This window comes from Thalassovita sp. ABM4_323 (assembly GCF_056158665.1).
In genome coordinates, this window is sequence record NZ_JBSWTS010000007.1 from 3,258,567 (window position 1) to 3,275,576 (window position 17,010).

Consider the following 17,010-nt stretch of genomic DNA (forward strand, 5'->3'; position numbering starts at 1 on the left):
CTGCAAGGGCGTGGCGCTGCGGCGAGCGTTGGTTAGGAGCGCGGCGGTTCGGGGATCTCGCCCAGCCAGATGCGCGGGTTTTCTTCAGCGATCTGGCGGAAGATTTCCTCGCCCAAGGCATTGCGCAGGCGGAAGCAGACGGCCTTTTCCGACAGGGCCTCTTGGCGGGTCATGTAGAAATCGGATCCGAAAAGAGTGCGGCGGCGCAGGCGGTCGCTGGCCTCGTCCTCGCCGGTCAGGAACAGGCGCAGGAAGGGGATGTAGTCCTCGAAATGGAACAGCGTGTAGGAGATGTCGGTCCATAGGCCGGGATAGTCCCCCGACCCGATCATCTTGCGGATTTGCACCTGCCAGTTTTCAGCGCGGTCATAGTCTGGCCCGGCCTGAACGTAGGATTTCCAGTCGTATTGCCCGCCAAAATGCGCCAGACAAATCCGCAGGTCGGGGAATTTTTGCATCACCGGCAGATAGGCGCGCGGGTCGGTATAGCGGTTGGCCATATAGTCGGTGGTGGTGCGCCCCTGCACGCCGCCGCGCGAACAATGGGTCATCAGTGGCAGGTTTTCGGCCTGCATTTTAGGATAGACCCGATCCATCAGTACCGGATCATCCGGCGCGAACCCCAGGCGCGGATAGATTTTGACGCCCTTGAAATGCAGATCATCCAGGGCGCGGGTCACTTCGCTGGCTTGTGGATCGGCGCGCGGATCAATGGTGGCAAAGGGGATGACGGCGGCGCCGACCTCGGGGTCATGGGACAGGCGTGCCAGTTCGTCATGCTGATCGCGCAAGGACACGGGCGGTTGGCCATGGCCAATGGCGCTGAGATCCATGGGCAGCACGACATAGCGGGTGTTGGACGGATAGTGCCGTTGCAGGTTTTTCAGAACCGATTTCTGGTCGGGCGCGGCGGCCTCTTTTTGAAAATCATAGAGACGGCGCACCTTCTCGGCCAAGGGGTGCTGGCCCAGCAGCGCCAGAAGCCAGGCCAGAAACCGCACCAGTTGCGGCAATGTCTTCAGCGGGCGCAGCCAGGCATAGGGATAGCTGACCGGCACATGCTGCGTGGTGAAGGTATGGATGTGGCAATTGGTAATGCGAATATCTGGCACGGGAATCTCTCCGGGATGAATACCCGGAAAGATAGCACAGCCAGATCAGCGACGCACGAAGGTCAGATAGTGCGGCGTGCGGTCTTCACGCAGGGCCTTTTGCTCATACCGGGTGCTGATCCAATCGCCCCACGGCGCGCGCCAGTCCAGCGGGCGTTCGGCCAGCCATTCAAAGCCCGCCTTTGGCACCTCTTCCAGGGTTTGGCGCACGTAATCGGGGATATCCGTGGCCACGCGGAAAATCGCACCGGGTTTCAATACGCGATGCAGCGGTTCCAGATGTTCGGGCGTGACGAAACGGCGGCGGTGGTGGCGCTTTTTGGGCCATGGATCGGGGTAAAGCAGAAAGGCGCGGCTGATTGACTGGTCTGGCAGGACGTCGAACATGTCGCGTGCGTCCCCTGGGTGAATGCGGATATTGTCACAGCCCGCATCCCGGATTTTGCCCAGCAGCATCGCGACACCGTTGATGTAGGGCTCGCAGCCGATAAAGCCCACTTCGGGGTTCTGCTGCGCCTGGTGCACCATGTGTTCGCCCCCGCCAAAGCCAACCTCAAGCCAGACATCGCGATCGCCGAACTCTGCCTGCAGGTCCAGCTTGGTGCGGTCGGGGTTGTCTTCCCAACTGACGGCGCCGGGGGACAGTTTGGCGAGGTCTTCGTCCAGATAGCGCTGTTGGCTGTCGCGCAGGCCTTTGCCTTTGAAACGGCCATAGAAGTTGCGCCATGGGGCGCCAGAGGGGTGTTTGTCCTGTGTCATCGCCGGGCCGTGTACCTTGGCTGGCCCGGCGGATCAATGCCTGTGTGGACAGTAATTTCGGGCGCCTTACAGCGACACTCCATCCCCGGTACCCGGAGGCGTCGCCGGATCCGAAGGCGTCGCCGGATCTGAGGGCGTTCCCGGAATCGAGGGCGCCGTCACCCCCGTGGAACCTCCCGGCGAGCTTGCCTCACCGGGGCCGTCGGCCGCGGGCAAGGAAAAGATGTCCTGACTGGAGAAGGCAGAATCAACCAGACGATCCATCGATTGCATCAGGTCAGTAACGGGTGGGTTTGTCATATCGATATCGCGTTCGACGCGGCGCAGTATGCCGCGTAGCGTTTCAGCCCCCAGATCATTCGGGCTGCGGCGCCATTCATCCCAGCGTGGTCCGGCCAGATAGACAGCCGCGAACATCAGCTTGGCCTTGCGCTCGGGGGTGCCGCTGACGCGCAGGGCGTCATAGAACATGCGATGGACCTCGGGCCAACTGCGGCTGTGATAATTCACGCCGTGCTCGTTTCCGACCCCGCAATAGGCATCATGCAGGGCCGCTGCGGGGGCAAATCGGGGCGAAGTGGGATTGCCGACGATCGGAACAAAAACCGCAGGGATCGAGGCCCCGTCGGTCAGCGTTCCCTTGGGGGCGGCCCATTTCGTCGAGGCTCCGTCAACAAAATCCAACTGGGCGCGCATGGGGTAGAACGTCGCTTTGCGTTGTGGCAAACGCGTGGGCCGGTTGCGTTGCAATTTGACCGGTCCGTTCAGAAAAGTGCAGCGCTGGGTTTGCGCGACGCCACAGGTGTAATCCCGGCTCAGCGCAGTCGACGATGTGGAGACCGTCGCCGGGTCGCATGCGCCCAGCAGGACAGTCAAACTTGTCAAAACGAATATACGGATCATGTCGATACCTGAAAAAAACAAAAAAGTGGCCAATTCTGCCTGCGTCCTTCATCTCGTTTCAAGTATGGAATCCCGTCATCGCAGAGCATTTCCGCGGCTGCCGATCACATTCATGGCCGCCTTATAGCGCCTAAAAATTTAGCATATTCGCACAGATCATGTGCGGATATGAAGGGTTCTCGACCTCAGACCCGTGCCGCACACTGCCGCCACATGGCCAAAAAGAGCCATTTTGACAACTGGAGGGACGATCCTTGAACCAACTCATCTCACTTGCGGCGCCCGCAGGGCGCATTCTGCTGGCCTTTATCTTTATCATGGCTGGCGCTCAGAAAATTACCGGCTATGCCGGAACCCAAGGCTATATGGAGGCCATGGGCGTGCCCGGTGCCTTGTTGCCACTTGTCATCCTGACCGAACTCGGCGGCGGCATTCTGCTGGTGCTGGGCTATCGCGCCCGTCTGGTCGCGTTCCTGCTGGCCGGATTCAGCTTGCTGTCTGGTCTGCTGTTCCACCTGATCCCGTCGATGGGACTGGAAGGGATGGAGGCTCAGTCTCAGATGATCAACTTCATGAAGAACGTGTCAATCGCGGGCGGCATGCTGATGGTCACCGCGCTGGGGGCTGGCGCTTATTCTCTGGATGAGAAAAAGAAGCCGGCCGATACCTAAAGACGGTCACGAACATGACGAAGGCCCTGCCTTGGCAGGGCCTTCGCTTTGTACAAAATCGCGATCTGCGTGGGCACATCAAAGCGCTTGCTTCAGCGCCTCGCCCAGATCGGTATTTTCCCAGCTGAACCCGCCATCCGCATCCGGCTGGCGCCCGAAATGGCCATAGGCCGCGGTACGTTGATAGATGGGTTTGTTCAGGCTCAGATGGGTGCGGATGCCGCGCGGGGTCAAATCCATGACCTTGGGGATCGCGGCCTCGATCAATGCCTCGGGAACGGTGCCGGTGCCGTGCAGATCCGCATAGATCGACAGCGGGTGCGACACGCCAATGGCATAGCTCAGCTGAATGGTGCAGCGATCCGCCAGACCGGCCGCCACCACGTTTTTCGCCAGATAGCGCGCAGCATAGGCGGCCGAGCGGTCCACCTTGGTCGGGTCTTTACCCGAGAACGCACCGCCCCCATGCGGGGCCGCACCGCCATAGGTATCCACGATGATTTTGCGCCCGGTCAGGCCTGCGTCCCCATCGGGGCCGCCGATCACGAATTTGCCGGTCGGGTTCACGTGCCAAACGGTTTCGGCGTCGATCCAGCCCTCGGGCAGAACTTCGCGGATATAGGGTTCGACAATGGCGCGGATGTCATCGCTGCTTTGGCTTTCATCCGCGTGCTGAGTCGACAACACGATCGAGCTGACCCCCACAGGTTTGCCATCCACATAGCGCACCGACAGCTGAGATTTCGCATCCGGGCGCAGGGTCGGTTCTGCGCCGGATTTGCGTGCCTCGGCCAGACGGCGCAGGATCGCATGAGAATACTGGATGGGGGCCGGCATCAGGTCGGGCGTTTCATTGGTGGCGTATCCGAACATGATGCCCTGATCGCCCGCGCCCTCGTCCTTGTTTTCGGCCGCATCAACGCCCTGCGCAATATGCGCGGATTGTTCGTGCAGCAGGTTGGTGATCTCAACCGTTTCCCAGTGGAACTTGTCCTGTTCATAGCCGATGTCACGAATGCAATCGCGGGCGATCTGGTCAATCTTGCCCATGTATTCGGTCAGCTTGGACTGGTCCGACAGGCCGACCTCGCCGCCGATCACAACGCGATTGGTGGTCGCGAAGGTCTCGCAGGCGACGCGCGCCTCGGGTTCCTGGGCCAAGAAGGCATCCAGCACCGCGTCGGAAATCCGGTCACAGACCTTATCGGGGTGGCCTTCCGAAACGGATTCGGAAGTAAAAGTGTAGTTCTGTCGGGACATGAAAAGTGCTCCAATGGTGTCTGCCCGCCACGTCAGGAAGCCGTTGTGACAGGGAATATCTCTTGGTTACGCGCAGGTTGTGCCGGGGTCAACGGGCTTTTGTGCGCGGGGGTCTGCCGACACCTAATGCTGACGCAACAAGAAGCAACCAGGCCAGTGCCAAAACCGCCCAATCCCCCGTCTGGCGATACAGCGTCGGAGTGCCGGGCTTGGGCAAAACCGCATCCACATAGCCCGCCTGCCCCAGCGGGATTTGTGCTGTGACGCGCCCCAATGGATCAATCATCGCCGAGACCCCCGTATTGGCCGCCCGAGCCAGGGGCAGGCCCTGCTCGATCGCGCGCAAACGCGCCTGCGCCAGGTGCTGATACGGCCCGGAAAAGGTGCCAAACCACGCGTCATTGGTGATTTGCAACAGCAGCGCAGGCCGGTCAGGCGCGGCGTTGATATCGTTGGGGAACACGGCCTCGTAACAGATCAGCGGCAGCGCGGATCCGATATGCGTCCCAAGGTCCAGCAAACGCGGCCCCGGACCGGCCGCAAACCCGTTGCCATCGCGCGCAGCAAAGCCTTTTAGCCCGAAATCCGACAGAACATCCCCAAAGGGCAAGTATTCGCCGAAGGGCACAAGGTGATGCTTGTCATAGACCTGCTGAACTGCGCCTTTGGGGGTCAGCAATACAGCGGCGTTGAACATCCTGGGCCCGTCAAAGCGTTGAATGCCCAGCAGAACAGGCGCCCCTGCGGCCCCGGCAATCCGCTGGAACACCGGCCCGGCGTCTTCCAGCGCCAGCGGCAAAGCCGTCTCGGGCCAGACGATCAGATCGGGGCGTTTTGCGGCCTCGGCGGCGGTAAAGCCCACCTGTCGCTGAAAAAAGATCGGGGTATAGGCGGGATCCCATTTTTGATGCTGTGGCGCATTGGGTTGGATCAGACGCAAAACCGGGCCTTCGGTGGTGATGGACGTCACCTCGAGCCGCGCCGAGCCCCAGACCCACGCGCCTGCCAGCACTCCAACGCCCAACAACACCTGTCCCCATTGGCGGTGCCACAACGCCGCGACGGTCAGTCCGCCCAACATCACCAACAGGCCCAGCCCATGCGCACCGCCCCAAATGGCCACCTGGGCCAAGGGCGAGTCCACCAGTACATGGCCCGGCAGCGCCCAGGGAAAGCCGGTAAAGACATAGGATCGGATGATCTCGGCCAGGGTCAACGCGCCAACCAGCGCCAAGGCGCTGCGTCCGACAATCTGGGCCACGGCAAAGCCCAAGGCCCAGAACAGCGCCAACCCGCCCGCCATCAGCACCAGCGCAAACGGTGCCATCCAGCCGTGTCTGAGCGGATCCACCAAGAATGGCTGCACGATCCAGATCAGGGACAGCGCAAAATACCCGGTTCCAATGGCCCACCCCTGCCAGGCGGCGCTCTGCCAGCGGTCGGATTTCGACAACACGACCACAGCCGCACCAAAGGCCAGCATCGTTAGGGGCCACAGATCAAAGGGCGCCTGCCCCAGCCCCGCGACCGCCCCCAACGCCATCAGCGGCAAAAGTCGCAGGATCAGCGGCAGTCGCATCGCGGGTCAGCCCTTGGCCAGCCCGGGCACGCGCACGCGCAAGCGCTTGATCCGGCGGGGATCGGCATCAATCACGGTGAATTCGGGGCCAGCAGGGTGCTTGACGATCTCGCCGCGCACCGGCACCCGGCCCGACAGCATGAAGACCAACCCGCCCAAGGTGTCGATTTCCTCTTCGTCGACCTCGTCCACGTCGGTCAGGGATAGGCCGATCTCGTCTTCGAACTCGTCCAGCGGGCACTTGGCCTGGGCCAGATATTGACCCTCTTGCTCGCGCATCCACAGGTCGGCCTCTTCGGTGTCGTGCTCGTCTTCGATCTCGCCGATGATCTGTTCGATCAGATCCTCGATGGTCACCAGCCCATCCACGCCGCCATATTCGTCGATCACCAAGGCCATGTGGCGCCGCTCGGTCTGCATCTTTTGGAGCAGCACCCCAATCGGCATCGAGGGCGGCACATAGAGCAAAGGCCGCAGCATATCGCGCAGCGCGATCTGCCCGTTGCCATCGCCGTTGAACCCGTGCCTGAGCGCAAAATCCTTGAGGTGCAGCATCCCGATGGGCGTGTCCAGCGTTCCGGTAAAGACCGGCAGACGGCTAAGCCCGGTTTCGCGGAACAGTGTCACCAGATCGTCCTTGGTGATGCTGTCGGGAACCGAGACAATATCGGCCTTAGGAATCGCCACATCCTCGACGCGCATACGGCGCAACGAGGTGATGTCCAAGGGGACCTGGCCATGGTTGGAATGCGTCGCGCTGGGGGTTTCCTCTGGCGGGGTTTCCCCCATATCCGAGGGGCTAAGCGCCCCGATTACGCGTCTAAAAAAGCCAGTTTTGGGCTGGCTTGTATGTCGGTCGTCGGGCTGCGCGCTGTGCGCTGCCATAGAGGACCCGTCGGTGCTGTCGCCCATTTTACCTTTCCAATGATGCGGCGCGATAAACTAGCAAAGGCCGCTTACTGTTGTGAATATGGGTCAGGTATACCCATTTTGCCAAGTATTTCGGTCTCGATCCCTTCCATCAACGTGGCATCCTTGTCACGGATATGATCATAGCCCAGCAAATGCAGGGTGGCGTGGATGATCAGATGGGTCAGGTGATGGTCCAGGGATTTGCCCGCCTCAATTGCCTCGCGCTGGCAAGTTTCAAAGGCGATGGCAATGTCGCCCAGTTCCTCGGGCAGGCCCGGGATTGCGGGGTTTGGCAGGTCGGGGCGCGCGCCATCGGTCGTAGCGCCGCGCTCGTCCGAGGGCCAGGAGAGCACGTTTGTGGGCACTGGCTTGTCGCGGAAATCAGCGTTGAGCGTGGCGATATGGGCATCATCACAGGCCAGGATGGCGATTTCAAAGTCGTCCGGGTCCAGCGAAAGATGCGACAAGGCCGCCCGTGCCGCGGTTTCGGCCAGCGCGGGCAGGTTCGCCGCGGTCCAGCGGTCGTCTTCGATGATCGTGTCGGTCAGCATGTTTCACCGCAGCGTGGGGGCCAGCCCCCACACCCCCGGAGTATTGTCCGAGCAAAGAAGGGATCAGGCTTCGTCGGCCTCATACGCTTCGATGATGGCGGCGACAAGGGGGTGGCGGACCACGTCCTTGGCGGTGAAATAGTTGAAGCTGATGGATTGGATGTTGTTCAGCAGCCGTTCTGCATCATGCAGGCCCGAGGAGACGCCGCGCGGCAGGTCGACCTGGCTGCGATCGCCGGTGATCACCATGCGCGAGCCTTCGCCCAGGCGCGTGAGGAACATTTTCATCTGCATTGAGGTGGCGTTCTGCGCCTCGTCCAGGACGACGAAGGCGTTGGCCAGTGTACGCCCGCGCATGAAGGCCAGGGGCGCGATTTCAATGCGTTTTTCCTCGATCAGCTTGGCGACCTGTTTGCCCGGCAGGAAGTCGTTCAACGCGTCATAGAGCGGCTGCATGTAGGGATCGACCTTGTCCTTCATGTCGCCGGGCAGATAGCCGAGTTTTTCGCCAGCCTCGACCGCGGGGCGGGACAGGATGATGCGATCGACATCGCCATTGAGGAACATCGACACGCCCACGGCCACGGCCAGATAGGTTTTGCCGGTGCCTGCAGGGCCGATGCCGAAGGCCAGCTCGTGCGCGAACAGGCTTTGGACATAGGCTTTTTGCGCGTCGGTGCGCGGTTCGACCAGCTTCTTGCGGGTTTTGATTTCGACCTTGCCGCCCCGGAACATTTCCAGCTGATCGCCGTCGCGCGCGCCGGTGTCGGTTTCGGAGCCGCCCATGCGAATCTCGCGGTCGATATCGCCATGTTCGACCTCGCGCCCGGCCTCGAGCCGCTCATAGAGCGCTTGCAGCACTTCGGCGGCTTCGGCGACGGCGGTTTCTTCGCCATGGATGATCAGTTGATTGCCGCGCCGGATGATCTGGACAGACAGCTTTTGCTCCACCTGCGCCAGGTTGCGATCATATTCTCCGCACAGATCGATCAACAGTCGATTGTCGGGAAATTCCAGCTGCGTCTCGATCAGGGCGGCAGGATCGGTGGGCGGTGTTAATACGCTGGTAGCCAATCAGGTCTCCTTGGGCAAATCCGTACAGATATGGTGGCAAGTTGCAGACCGTTCCGCAAGCCGTAGTGTGCGATTGTCACGTAAACGCGACAAAAAAGGCCGCCGGAATGTTCCGACGGCCCTTTGGATAAGCATTTGATGTGCAGCGCGGATCACAGCGGATCGGCGATGAACGTGCCCTTCTTGAAGGGCCCGGTGGCCACACCCGGAGGCGCCGCGCCGGAACAGACGGGCTTGCCATATTTGTCAAGCCGGGCAGACAGATAGCCCTCGACCCCGTCATCGATGATCCAGTGGTCACAGCCATTGGGATCCACCCAGATACCGGCCTTCAGCTGGCTGAGGTGTTTGGCGTCGGTGCCACGGTCGCGGGTTTTGTCCCGGCCTACCGGCGCATGTCCGCCATAGGTGGTGCCACAGGCGGACACCGAGGCAACCAGCAACAATGCGGTGGCGATCTTGATCGGTTTCATCTTTGGATACTCCCTCGCTCGATCACTTCACGCAGATAATTTCAACGCGGCGATTCTGCTGCATGTTCGCGGCCGAGGTGTTGGGCACCTTGGGCATCCGCTCGCCATAGCCGCGCACGTCAACAATCTTGGCGCCAACCCCGGCTGCGACACGCGCCACCGAGTTTGCGCGGTTGTAGCTGAGCCGCATGTTATATTCATCCGAAGCACGGCTGTCGGTGTGGCCTGCGATGATGTAGGCGCGCGCCGAAGACGACCGGAAGAAGTTCTGAAGAGCCGCGCGTCCGCCCGCATTGATGCGGTAGCTGTCGGTTGCAAACAGCTGATCCGAGTTCATCACGCCACACACGTTGACCGGGTGGCAGACAGGAATACCCTGACGGTTGGTATGGGGGGTCATGTACCCCTCGGCCCCGTCATCCATCACCCAGTGTTCACACCCATCGGGATCGATCCAGATCGTCGGAACATATCGTTCGCCGACCACTGTACGCTGTTGCTGAGCCTGCGCCGCACCGGAACTGGCGATGGCCAACCCCGCAGCAAATGCGCCCGCAACAGCCGCCCGAAGCGTGTTAGAAAGAAAATTCGCCACAGCCCCTGTCCTTTACCTAAATTCCCCCAGAGAGGCGCGATACTCGTTGACCCAAAAAGAAGGCAAATACCGGCCCCGACATATACTTGTGACCGTAGTGTAGCAGAGAAGTGGAACTTGTGAAGGGATTTCAACCCCATAATGGGGTCAAAATGGGAAACAATACTAAATATGCCGGTCCGATGTTCATGAAACGGAAATCGGCCGGGCCGTTTTGACGCAGGATCGGCGCCGAGCGGGATCAGCCTTTGACGATTTCCCCGGCCAGGGAATTGGGGCCGCTTTCGATGATCCGCACCTTGGCGATCTCGCCGCGCTGAGTCTGGGCGTTGGCCACGTGCACCGCGTGCAGGTATTCGGATTTGCCGACCATCTGTCCGTCGAGCCGACCGGGCTTTTCAAACAGAACCTGCACCTCGCGGCCGACCATGCTGTCCTGCACCGCGCGCTGCTGGTCGGTGATCAGAGCTTGCAGGCGCTTCAGGCGATCGCTGGCCTCGTCCTCGTCCACCTGCGCACGCTCCGCCGCGGGCGTGCCCGGACGGGTTGAATATTTAAAGCTGAACGCCTGGCCATAGTTCACCTGCCGGATCAGCTCCATCGTGTCCTGAAAGTCTTCCTCGGTCTCTTCGGGGAAACCAACGATGAAATCGCCCGACATCAGAATATCAGGGCGCGCCTCACGGATGCGCTCGATCAGACGCAGATAGCTTTCGGCGGTGTGGCTGCGGTTCATCCGTTTCAGGATCTTGTTGCTGCCCGATTGCACCGGCAAATGCAGGTAAGGCATCAGTTTTTCGCATTCACCATGGGCCGCGATCAGGTCATCTGTCATGTCATTGGGGTGGCTGGTGGTAAAGCGGATGCGCTCTAGCCCATCAATGTCATTCAGCGCCCAGATCAGCTTGGCCAGGGACCAGTCCCCATCCGGCCCTGCCCCGTGATACGCATTCACGTTCTGACCCAGCATGGTGATTTCACGCACGCCGCGCTCGACCAGATCTTGGGCCTCGGTCAGGATACGATCCACGGGGCGGCTGACCTCGGCACCGCGCGTATAGGGCACCACGCAGAAGGCACAGAATTTGTCACAGCCCTCTTGAACGGTCAGAAACGCGGTCGGGCCACGCTGCGCCTTGGGGCGGCCTTTCAGCTTCTCAAACTTGTCTTCCTCGGGGAAATCCGTGTCCAACGCCTTTTCCCCGGCATCGACCTTGGCCTCCATCGCGGGCAGACGGTGATAGGACTGCGGCCCCACCACCAGATCGACCAGCGGCTGGCGCGCCATGATCTCTTCGCCCTCGGCCTGCGCCACACAACCCGCCACACCGATTTTCAGATCAGGTTTCGCAGCTTTCAGCGGCTTGAACCGCCCCAGTTCCGAATACACTTTCTCGGCCGCTTTTTCGCGGATGTGACAAGTGTTCAGCAGGATCATGTCCGCATCTTCGGGCGTCTTGGTTTCGACATAGCCCTGCCCGCCCATGACCTCGGCCATGCGTTCACTGTCATAGACATTCATCTGACAGCCATAGGTCTTGATATAGAGTTTCTTGACGTCGCTCATCGGCCGGGTTCCTGTGCACGCTTTTTCAAGAGGAGGCCTATACCACACTCAGCACGCCTTGCAATGCGGGGGGATTTCGGGGAACTTCATCCCCAAAGCAAAAGAACGGAAAAAGATGCAGTATTCAGGGCTTGAGGATTTCCTGCAAAACGGGCGCGACGCCTTGGCCAATGGCCCGATCGCACTGATTTTCTGCGAGGACGAGATCGAGATCGACTCGACCCTGCGCCATCATCTTGACCTGGGCTTTGGCTCGGTGATCGCCCTGATGCCCAACGCCTTTGCCCTGGCCCAGGACGTGTCCAGCCGCGTCACCCGCGTCACATTCGAAAGCCTGGGCACCCAAGCCACCACCCAAGCCATCAACCGCATCCTCCCCCTCACCACCGGACACTGGCTGTTCTACTGCTACAATGCCGAATACCTGCTGTTTCCCTTTTGCGAGCACCGCAGCATCGGGGAAATGCTGACCTTCCATGGCGAAGAACGCCGCGACAGCATGCTGACCTATGTGATCGATCTCTATGCCGGGGATCTCGCGGCCCATCCAAACGCGGTCAATCTGGATCAGGCCTATATCGACAAAACGGGGTATTACGCCCTTGCCCGCAACGACAGCCAATCAGGCCGCCCCCTGGAACGCCAGCTCGACTTCTATGGCGGGCTGCGCTGGCGGTTCGAGGAACACATCCCCCAGGCCCGCCGCAATATCGACCGCATCTCGCTGTTTCGCGCCCGCCCTGGCCTCGAGCTTCAGGAAAACCACCAGTTCAACCTTCCGGAATACAATACCTATTCCTGCCCCTGGCATCACAACCTGACGGCCGCACTCTGCTCATTTCGCACCGCCAAGGCTCTCAAACGCAATCCCGGCTCCAGCTTCGAGATCGAAACCTTCCGCTGGCACAACTCAGTCCCGTTTGAATGGCACTCCCGTCAGCTACTGGATCTGGGCCTGATGGAGCCGGGTCAGTGGTTCTAACCCTGCCCCACGTCCTCCAACACTTATAAACCACAGGCTTTTTCTTGGCCCAAATTCCCTGGGGGAGGCGCACAGCGCCGGGGGCAACGCCCCCACCCCCTCGGCCGCAAGGCCGAGATATCCTGCGCGCGCGCCAGCGCGCCCCGCTTTACAGATGCTCTGGCTGGGGCATCCCCAGCACGTGGAACCCGCCATCCACATGGATGACCTCGCCCGTGGTACAAGCGCCCGCATCCGAGGCCAGATAGACAGCGGTGCCCCCCACGGCCTCCAGCGTCGCATTGGCGCGCATCGGGGCGTTCTGGTCGGTATGTTTGTAGGTCTTGCGCGCTCCGCCAATCGCGGCGCCTGCCAGGGTTTTCATCGGGCCGGGGCTGATGGCGTTCACGCGGATTCCATCTGGGCCCAAGTCATTCGCCAGATAGCGCGTCGCCGATTCCAGTGCCGCCTTGGCCACCCCCATCACGTTGTAATTCGGCGTCACCCGGTTCGAGCCGCCATAGGTCAGCGTCAGGATCGTGCCGCCGTTCGGCTTCATCATCGGATAGGCCCGCCGCGACACCTCGATCAGCGAATAGCACGAGATATCCAGAGAATTCTTGAAGTTCTCGCGCGAGGTATTGATGAAACGGCCGGTCAGCTCGTTCTTGTCGGAATAGGCGATGGCATGCACCAGAAAATCCAGGCTGTCCCAGCGCGATTGCAGCCCCTCGAAAGCCGCATCCAGCAAGTCATCGTCGGTCACATCCACGTCCACCATGAAATCGGACCCGACCGAGGCCGCCAGCGGTTCTAGCCGTTTGCCAAAAGCCTCGCCCTGGTAGGTAAAGGCCAGCTCGGCGCCTGCCTCGGCCATGGCTTTCGCGATGCCCCAGGCGATCGAGCGTTCATTGGCCACGCCCATGATCAGGCCGCGTTTTCCGGTAAGTGCTGACATGTCTATTCCTCTTGCCCTTTCCGCTGACTAGGCCGTTTTAACGCCGAGCGTCAAGGCCGCGTTGCGATTCCAGAAAGCTGCCCAGCCTTTGCAGGTCTTGTATCAGGCGTTCGCGCTCTTCCGGGGCCCAGGTGGCCAGAAATTGGCCAAGTTCGGGAAACAAGGACTGTCTGACCTGCGCCAGATGGGCCAATCCGGCGGGGGTGATGCTGGCGGCGCGGGCGCGTCGATCATTGGCCGAGCTCTGAAAGGCCACCCACCCGGCGCCCTCGAATTTGGTCAGCATCTTGGTGACGGCGGGTTGGTTGACCTCGACCGCCTGCGCGATCTGGGTGACGCGCAGCGCCTCGGCTCCGCCTTTGCCGACACGCGCCATATGCGACAACACTGACAGCTGCGCAAAGGTCAGCCCATGCGGGGCCAAGCGCCGCTCAATCGCGCCGGTATACAGCTGCGAGGCAATCCCGAAACGAGTCACCAATTCCATGATCTGGTCGCGGGTCTGATCGGACCGTCGCGCATTTTTTGAATCTTGGGGCTTGAAGTTCATTCCGGGGAATGTAATTTATATTCCATGGAATGCAAATGGAGATTCTCATGCAAATTGCTCTGAAACTGATTTCGATTGTCCCGACCTCCCTGCCCGTCTGGGCGCATGGCGCGCTGACGCTGGCCAGTTTCGTTGGCTTTCAAAGGGTAAAGGCAGCCCTGGATGCCTCCTATGCCGCCAGCAAGCACCCGGTGGATTACGCGACGGGCCAGACCACCTTTGACGCCACGCGGATCAAAGGGTTCTATGCGCATATGCAGTCCGAGGGCACGCTGGACGTTTACCATCAGACCCAACTGATCGATTTCGGCTTTCTGGCGCTGCTGGGGCTGACCGGGTTGTTGCTGGGCACCCTGATTGCGCGCGCCGGGCGGGATGGCAGCTGGGCCTATCGCGCGGGGCTGATCGCGGCTTTGCTATTCGTTGGGGGCGCCAGCATGGACGCGCTCGAGAATCTGACCAGCTTTGTGATGCTGGCCGATCCGCAGGGCTTTGCTGACTGGCTGGCGCTGCCTTACTCGGGCTTTGCGGTGGTGAAGTTCGCGTTGATCACCGCTGGTATGGCTGCGGTGCTGATCAGCCTGGCCCTAACGGCAACAGGCCGCCTGAGCGGGCGGCCTGGGATTGGATAAACCTAAGATGCGGGCTTAGCCGGTATATCTGGACATCAGCATCGAGCCATTGGTGCCACCAAAGCCAAAGCTGTTGGTCATCACCGTGTCCAGGCCCGCATTTTCCACAAGCTTGGTCGCGACCTCGCCCTCGTTGATGCCGGGATCCAGATTTTCCACGTTGATCGAGGGGATGATGAAATCATTATGCAGCGCCAGCAGGCAGTAGATCGCCTCTTGCGCGCCGGTTGCGCCCTGGCTGTGGCCCGTCATCGACTTGGTCGACGAGATCGGCGGAACATTGCCTTCGCCAAAGATACGGCGGACGGCTTCAACTTCGCCGACATCGCCCACGGGGGTCGAGGTGCCATGCGCGTTGATATACCCGACTTTGCGGTCCTCACCCAGCGTGGACAGGGCCAGACGCATCGCGCGCTCGCCGCCTTCACCGCTGGGGGCCACCATGTCATGACCATCCGAGGTGGCCGCATAGCCGGTGACCTCGCCATAGATCTTGGCACCACGGGCCAGCGCATGGCTCAGCTCTTCCAGCACGACGATCCCGCCGCCACCACCGATCACGAACCCGTCGCGATCCGCGTCAAACGCGCGGCTGGCCCGTTCCGGCGTGTCGTTATACTTGCTGGACATCGCGCCCATCGCGTCAAACAGGCAGGACAGGGTCCAGTCCAGTTCCTCGCCACCACCGGCAAACATCACGTCCTGCTTGCCCATCATGATCTGCTCGGCCGCGTTGCCAATGCAATGCAGCGAGGTCGAACAGGCCGAGGTGATCGAATAGTTGATGCCCTTGATCTTGAAGGCTGTCGACAGGTTGGCCGACACGGTCGAGCACATGGCCTTGGGCACGGCGAACGGCCCGATCCGCTTGGTGGCGCCGGTTTTCAGCACGGTCTGATGCGCGGTCAGCATGGCGCTGGTCGACGGACCGCCCGAACCGGCCACCAGACCGGTGCGCGGGTTCACGATGTCGGTTTCTTCCAGGCCCGAGTTCGCGATCGCCTGCTGCATCGCGATATGGGCATAGGCCGCGCCCGGCCCCATGAAACGCAGCGTGCGCTTGTCAATGTGATCGGCAACGTTCAGCTTGATATCGCCCGCGATCTGGCTGCGGAACCCGTGTTCCTTCATCGCCTCATTGGCGGTGATGCCGGATTTCCCGGCTTTCAACGAGGCCAGAACCTCTTCGGCATTGTTCCCGATGGACGACACAACGCCCAGACCGGTGACCACTACTCGGCGCATACGAGCACTCCCTTATTTGCTATTGCCTTAGTAGGGCTTGGGGCGGGCAGGTGCAAGATGGGTTGGGGACGGGATCCGGCGAGGCTGTCAGATCGCACAAATTGGGCTGCTTCACCCGCTACGATCCCGTCTCGCCCTGCGCGCGATCATAGTCCATCCGCGCGCTTTTGACCTTGTCCATATGCTCGTGCGACCAGAACACCAGCGGCTTCATCATCGCGACGACATCCTGCCCAAGCGGTGTGAGCTCGTAGGACACGGCCACAGGCGGGCCGGGATCCACCGTGCGCGTCAAATAGCCATCGCGCTGAAGCGCACGCAAGTTTTCGGTCAGAACCCGCTGCGTGATGTCACCGATACAGCGTTTCAGCTCGCCAAACCGCTTGGGTTCGTCTTCAAGCGCCAGTATCAGAATGATCCGCCATTTGCCCGTGACATTGGCCAGGACGGAGCGGATCGAGCAGTTACCTGCCGCAGCTTTGTTTTCGACACCGATGGGGAGCATTGGATTAGGTCCGTTTTGAATACCTGAGTACGCTATCATACCACCCCGCCCTCGCTCAAGCCCCATGATGTCTGCGGTATGGTTCAAGTAACCGAGTATCAAAATAGTGCGTAATTGACATGTGGTGCGGATTTAATACTTAGTGCGCAAAGACACTTTATATCAAAAACAGCCAAGCACTTTGGCAGAAAGGCCAGGACATGACCTCCACTCGCACGCCCGCCCCACAGATCCCCTTTGACAGCCTGAAACAGCCCCATTGGACCGAACAGGAGACCCAAAACGCCGCCGCTGTGGTTGGGTTTTTCCAGCATCTGATGAACGAACATGATTTCGAGCTGACGCGACGCAACCATCGCGACCCTTACACGCAACATAACCGTGCTATCCCTGACGGGATCGAGGGCCTGCTGGGCTATGTCAAAACGATCACGGGGCGGTTCCCCGACTATTCTTTCAACGTCAAACGCATCGTCGCCAGCGGGGATATCGTGGTGCTGCACTCTCATGCGACGCTAAGGGCCAAACATCGCGGGGACGAAAGCAAGGGCTTTATCATCACCGACACCTTCCGGCTTGAGGACGGTCAACTGCGCGAGCACTGGGACGCGATTCAGCCCATCGATTTCTTCACCCGCCTGCTGTTCCTGATCTCGGGCGGCACAATCGCCAACGACAACCCGACGTTTTGAACAGGCCAATA

19 protein-coding genes and 1 riboswitch are annotated in these 17,010 nt (G+C 60.7%); of the genes, 4 read left to right on the forward strand and 15 right to left on the reverse strand.

Going from position 1 to position 17,010, the window contains the following annotated elements; genetic code table 11:
- Positions 1–32: 32 nt before the first annotated feature.
- The 3 genes from ACXADQ_RS18580 to ACXADQ_RS18590 all read right to left on the reverse strand — a co-directional run bounded on the left by ACXADQ_RS18580 (position 33) and on the right by ACXADQ_RS18590 (position 2,774).
- On the reverse strand, positions 33–1,112 hold the full coding sequence (locus ACXADQ_RS18580) for an amidohydrolase family protein (RefSeq protein ID WP_475324684.1): 1,080 nt from the start codon (positions 1,110–1,112) through the stop codon (positions 33–35).
- A 45-nt stretch (positions 1,113–1,157) separates the two neighbouring features.
- Positions 1,158–1,871, reverse strand: a complete 714-nt coding sequence (gene trmB, locus ACXADQ_RS18585; protein WP_475324687.1) for a tRNA (guanosine(46)-N7)-methyltransferase TrmB — start codon at positions 1,869–1,871, stop codon at positions 1,158–1,160.
- A gap of 66 nt (positions 1,872–1,937) precedes the next feature.
- Entirely contained in the window at positions 1,938–2,774 is an 837-nt protein-coding gene (locus ACXADQ_RS18590) for a DUF1353 domain-containing protein (RefSeq protein WP_475324691.1), read from the reverse strand.
- Positions 2,775–3,028: 254 nt separating this feature from the next.
- Between ACXADQ_RS18590 and ACXADQ_RS18595 the strand changes: the two genes are divergently transcribed.
- A complete protein-coding gene (locus ACXADQ_RS18595) occupies positions 3,029–3,445 on the forward strand; it encodes a DoxX family protein (protein ID WP_475324695.1) in 417 nt (138 codons plus the stop codon).
- A gap of 78 nt (positions 3,446–3,523) precedes the next feature.
- Here the strand turns inward: ACXADQ_RS18595 and metK are convergent, their stop codons facing one another.
- The 8 genes from metK to miaB form a co-directional block, all read right to left on the reverse strand.
- Positions 3,524–4,705 (reverse strand): methionine adenosyltransferase, encoded by a 1,182-nt coding sequence (gene metK, locus ACXADQ_RS18600; RefSeq protein WP_475324698.1) that lies wholly within the window; start codon positions 4,703–4,705, stop codon positions 3,524–3,526.
- Between the two features lie 6 nt (positions 4,706–4,711).
- A riboswitch (SAM-SAH riboswitch) is annotated at positions 4,712–4,760 on the reverse strand.
- A gap of 33 nt (positions 4,761–4,793) precedes the next feature.
- Positions 4,794–6,284, reverse strand: a complete 1,491-nt coding sequence (gene lnt / locus ACXADQ_RS18605; RefSeq protein WP_475324702.1) for an apolipoprotein N-acyltransferase — start codon at positions 6,282–6,284, stop codon at positions 4,794–4,796.
- A gap of 6 nt (positions 6,285–6,290) precedes the next feature.
- Entirely contained in the window at positions 6,291–7,196 is a 906-nt protein-coding gene (locus ACXADQ_RS18610; protein WP_475324705.1) for a hemolysin family protein, read from the reverse strand.
- A 44-nt stretch (positions 7,197–7,240) separates the two neighbouring features.
- On the reverse strand, positions 7,241–7,747 hold the full coding sequence (gene ybeY / locus ACXADQ_RS18615) for an rRNA maturation RNase YbeY (protein ID WP_475324709.1): 507 nt from the start codon (positions 7,745–7,747) through the stop codon (positions 7,241–7,243).
- A 63-nt stretch (positions 7,748–7,810) separates the two neighbouring features.
- On the reverse strand, positions 7,811–8,821 hold the full coding sequence (locus ACXADQ_RS18620; protein ID WP_475324714.1) for a PhoH family protein: 1,011 nt from the start codon (positions 8,819–8,821) through the stop codon (positions 7,811–7,813).
- Positions 8,822–8,973: 152 nt separating this feature from the next.
- Positions 8,974–9,294 carry a hypothetical protein gene (locus ACXADQ_RS18625; RefSeq protein ID WP_475324716.1) on the reverse strand — a complete coding sequence of 107 codons (321 nt, stop codon included), beginning with the start codon at positions 9,292–9,294 and terminating at the stop codon, positions 8,974–8,976.
- Positions 9,295–9,316: 22 nt separating this feature from the next.
- Positions 9,317–9,889 carry an OmpA family protein gene (locus ACXADQ_RS18630; RefSeq protein WP_475324719.1) on the reverse strand — a complete coding sequence of 191 codons (573 nt, stop codon included), beginning with the start codon at positions 9,887–9,889 and terminating at the stop codon, positions 9,317–9,319.
- 241 nt (positions 9,890–10,130) lie between these two features.
- The gene (gene miaB, locus ACXADQ_RS18635) at positions 10,131–11,456 is read right to left on the reverse strand and encodes a tRNA (N6-isopentenyl adenosine(37)-C2)-methylthiotransferase MiaB (protein WP_475324723.1); all 1,326 of its coding nucleotides are present in this window, start codon (positions 11,454–11,456) and stop codon (positions 10,131–10,133) included.
- A gap of 115 nt (positions 11,457–11,571) precedes the next feature.
- On the opposite strand from miaB, the gene ACXADQ_RS18640 reads away from it, so the two are divergent.
- Entirely contained in the window at positions 11,572–12,438 is an 867-nt protein-coding gene (locus ACXADQ_RS18640; protein ID WP_475324727.1) for a glycosyltransferase family protein, read from the forward strand.
- Positions 12,439–12,586: 148 nt separating this feature from the next.
- Here the strand turns inward: ACXADQ_RS18640 and ACXADQ_RS18645 are convergent, their stop codons facing one another.
- Both ACXADQ_RS18645 and ACXADQ_RS18650 read right to left on the reverse strand, forming a co-directional pair.
- Entirely contained in the window at positions 12,587–13,375 is a 789-nt protein-coding gene (locus ACXADQ_RS18645) for an enoyl-ACP reductase FabI (protein ID WP_475324731.1), read from the reverse strand.
- Positions 13,376–13,412: 37 nt separating this feature from the next.
- The gene (locus ACXADQ_RS18650; protein ID WP_475324735.1) at positions 13,413–13,862 is read right to left on the reverse strand and encodes a MarR family winged helix-turn-helix transcriptional regulator; all 450 of its coding nucleotides are present in this window, start codon (positions 13,860–13,862) and stop codon (positions 13,413–13,415) included.
- Between the two features lie 110 nt (positions 13,863–13,972).
- On the opposite strand from ACXADQ_RS18650, the gene ACXADQ_RS18655 reads away from it, so the two are divergent.
- Positions 13,973–14,557: a hypothetical protein gene (locus tag ACXADQ_RS18655; RefSeq protein ID WP_475324740.1), complete on the forward strand. Its 585-nt coding sequence runs from the start codon at positions 13,973–13,975 to the stop codon at positions 14,555–14,557.
- A gap of 15 nt (positions 14,558–14,572) precedes the next feature.
- On the opposite strand, the gene fabB is transcribed toward ACXADQ_RS18655, so the two are convergent.
- The gene (gene fabB / locus ACXADQ_RS18660) at positions 14,573–15,802 is read right to left on the reverse strand and encodes a beta-ketoacyl-ACP synthase I (RefSeq protein ID WP_475324744.1); all 1,230 of its coding nucleotides are present in this window, start codon (positions 15,800–15,802) and stop codon (positions 14,573–14,575) included.
- 118 nt (positions 15,803–15,920) lie between these two features.
- Complete coding sequence (locus ACXADQ_RS18665; RefSeq protein WP_475324746.1) at positions 15,921–16,307, reverse strand: winged helix-turn-helix transcriptional regulator; 387 nt, start codon at positions 16,305–16,307, stop codon at positions 15,921–15,923.
- 200 nt (positions 16,308–16,507) lie between these two features.
- Between ACXADQ_RS18665 and ACXADQ_RS18670 the strand changes: the two genes are divergently transcribed.
- Positions 16,508–16,999, forward strand: coding sequence for a nuclear transport factor 2 family protein (locus ACXADQ_RS18670; protein ID WP_475324750.1), 492 nt, complete (start codon positions 16,508–16,510; stop codon positions 16,997–16,999).
- Positions 17,000–17,010 lie beyond the last annotated feature (11 nt).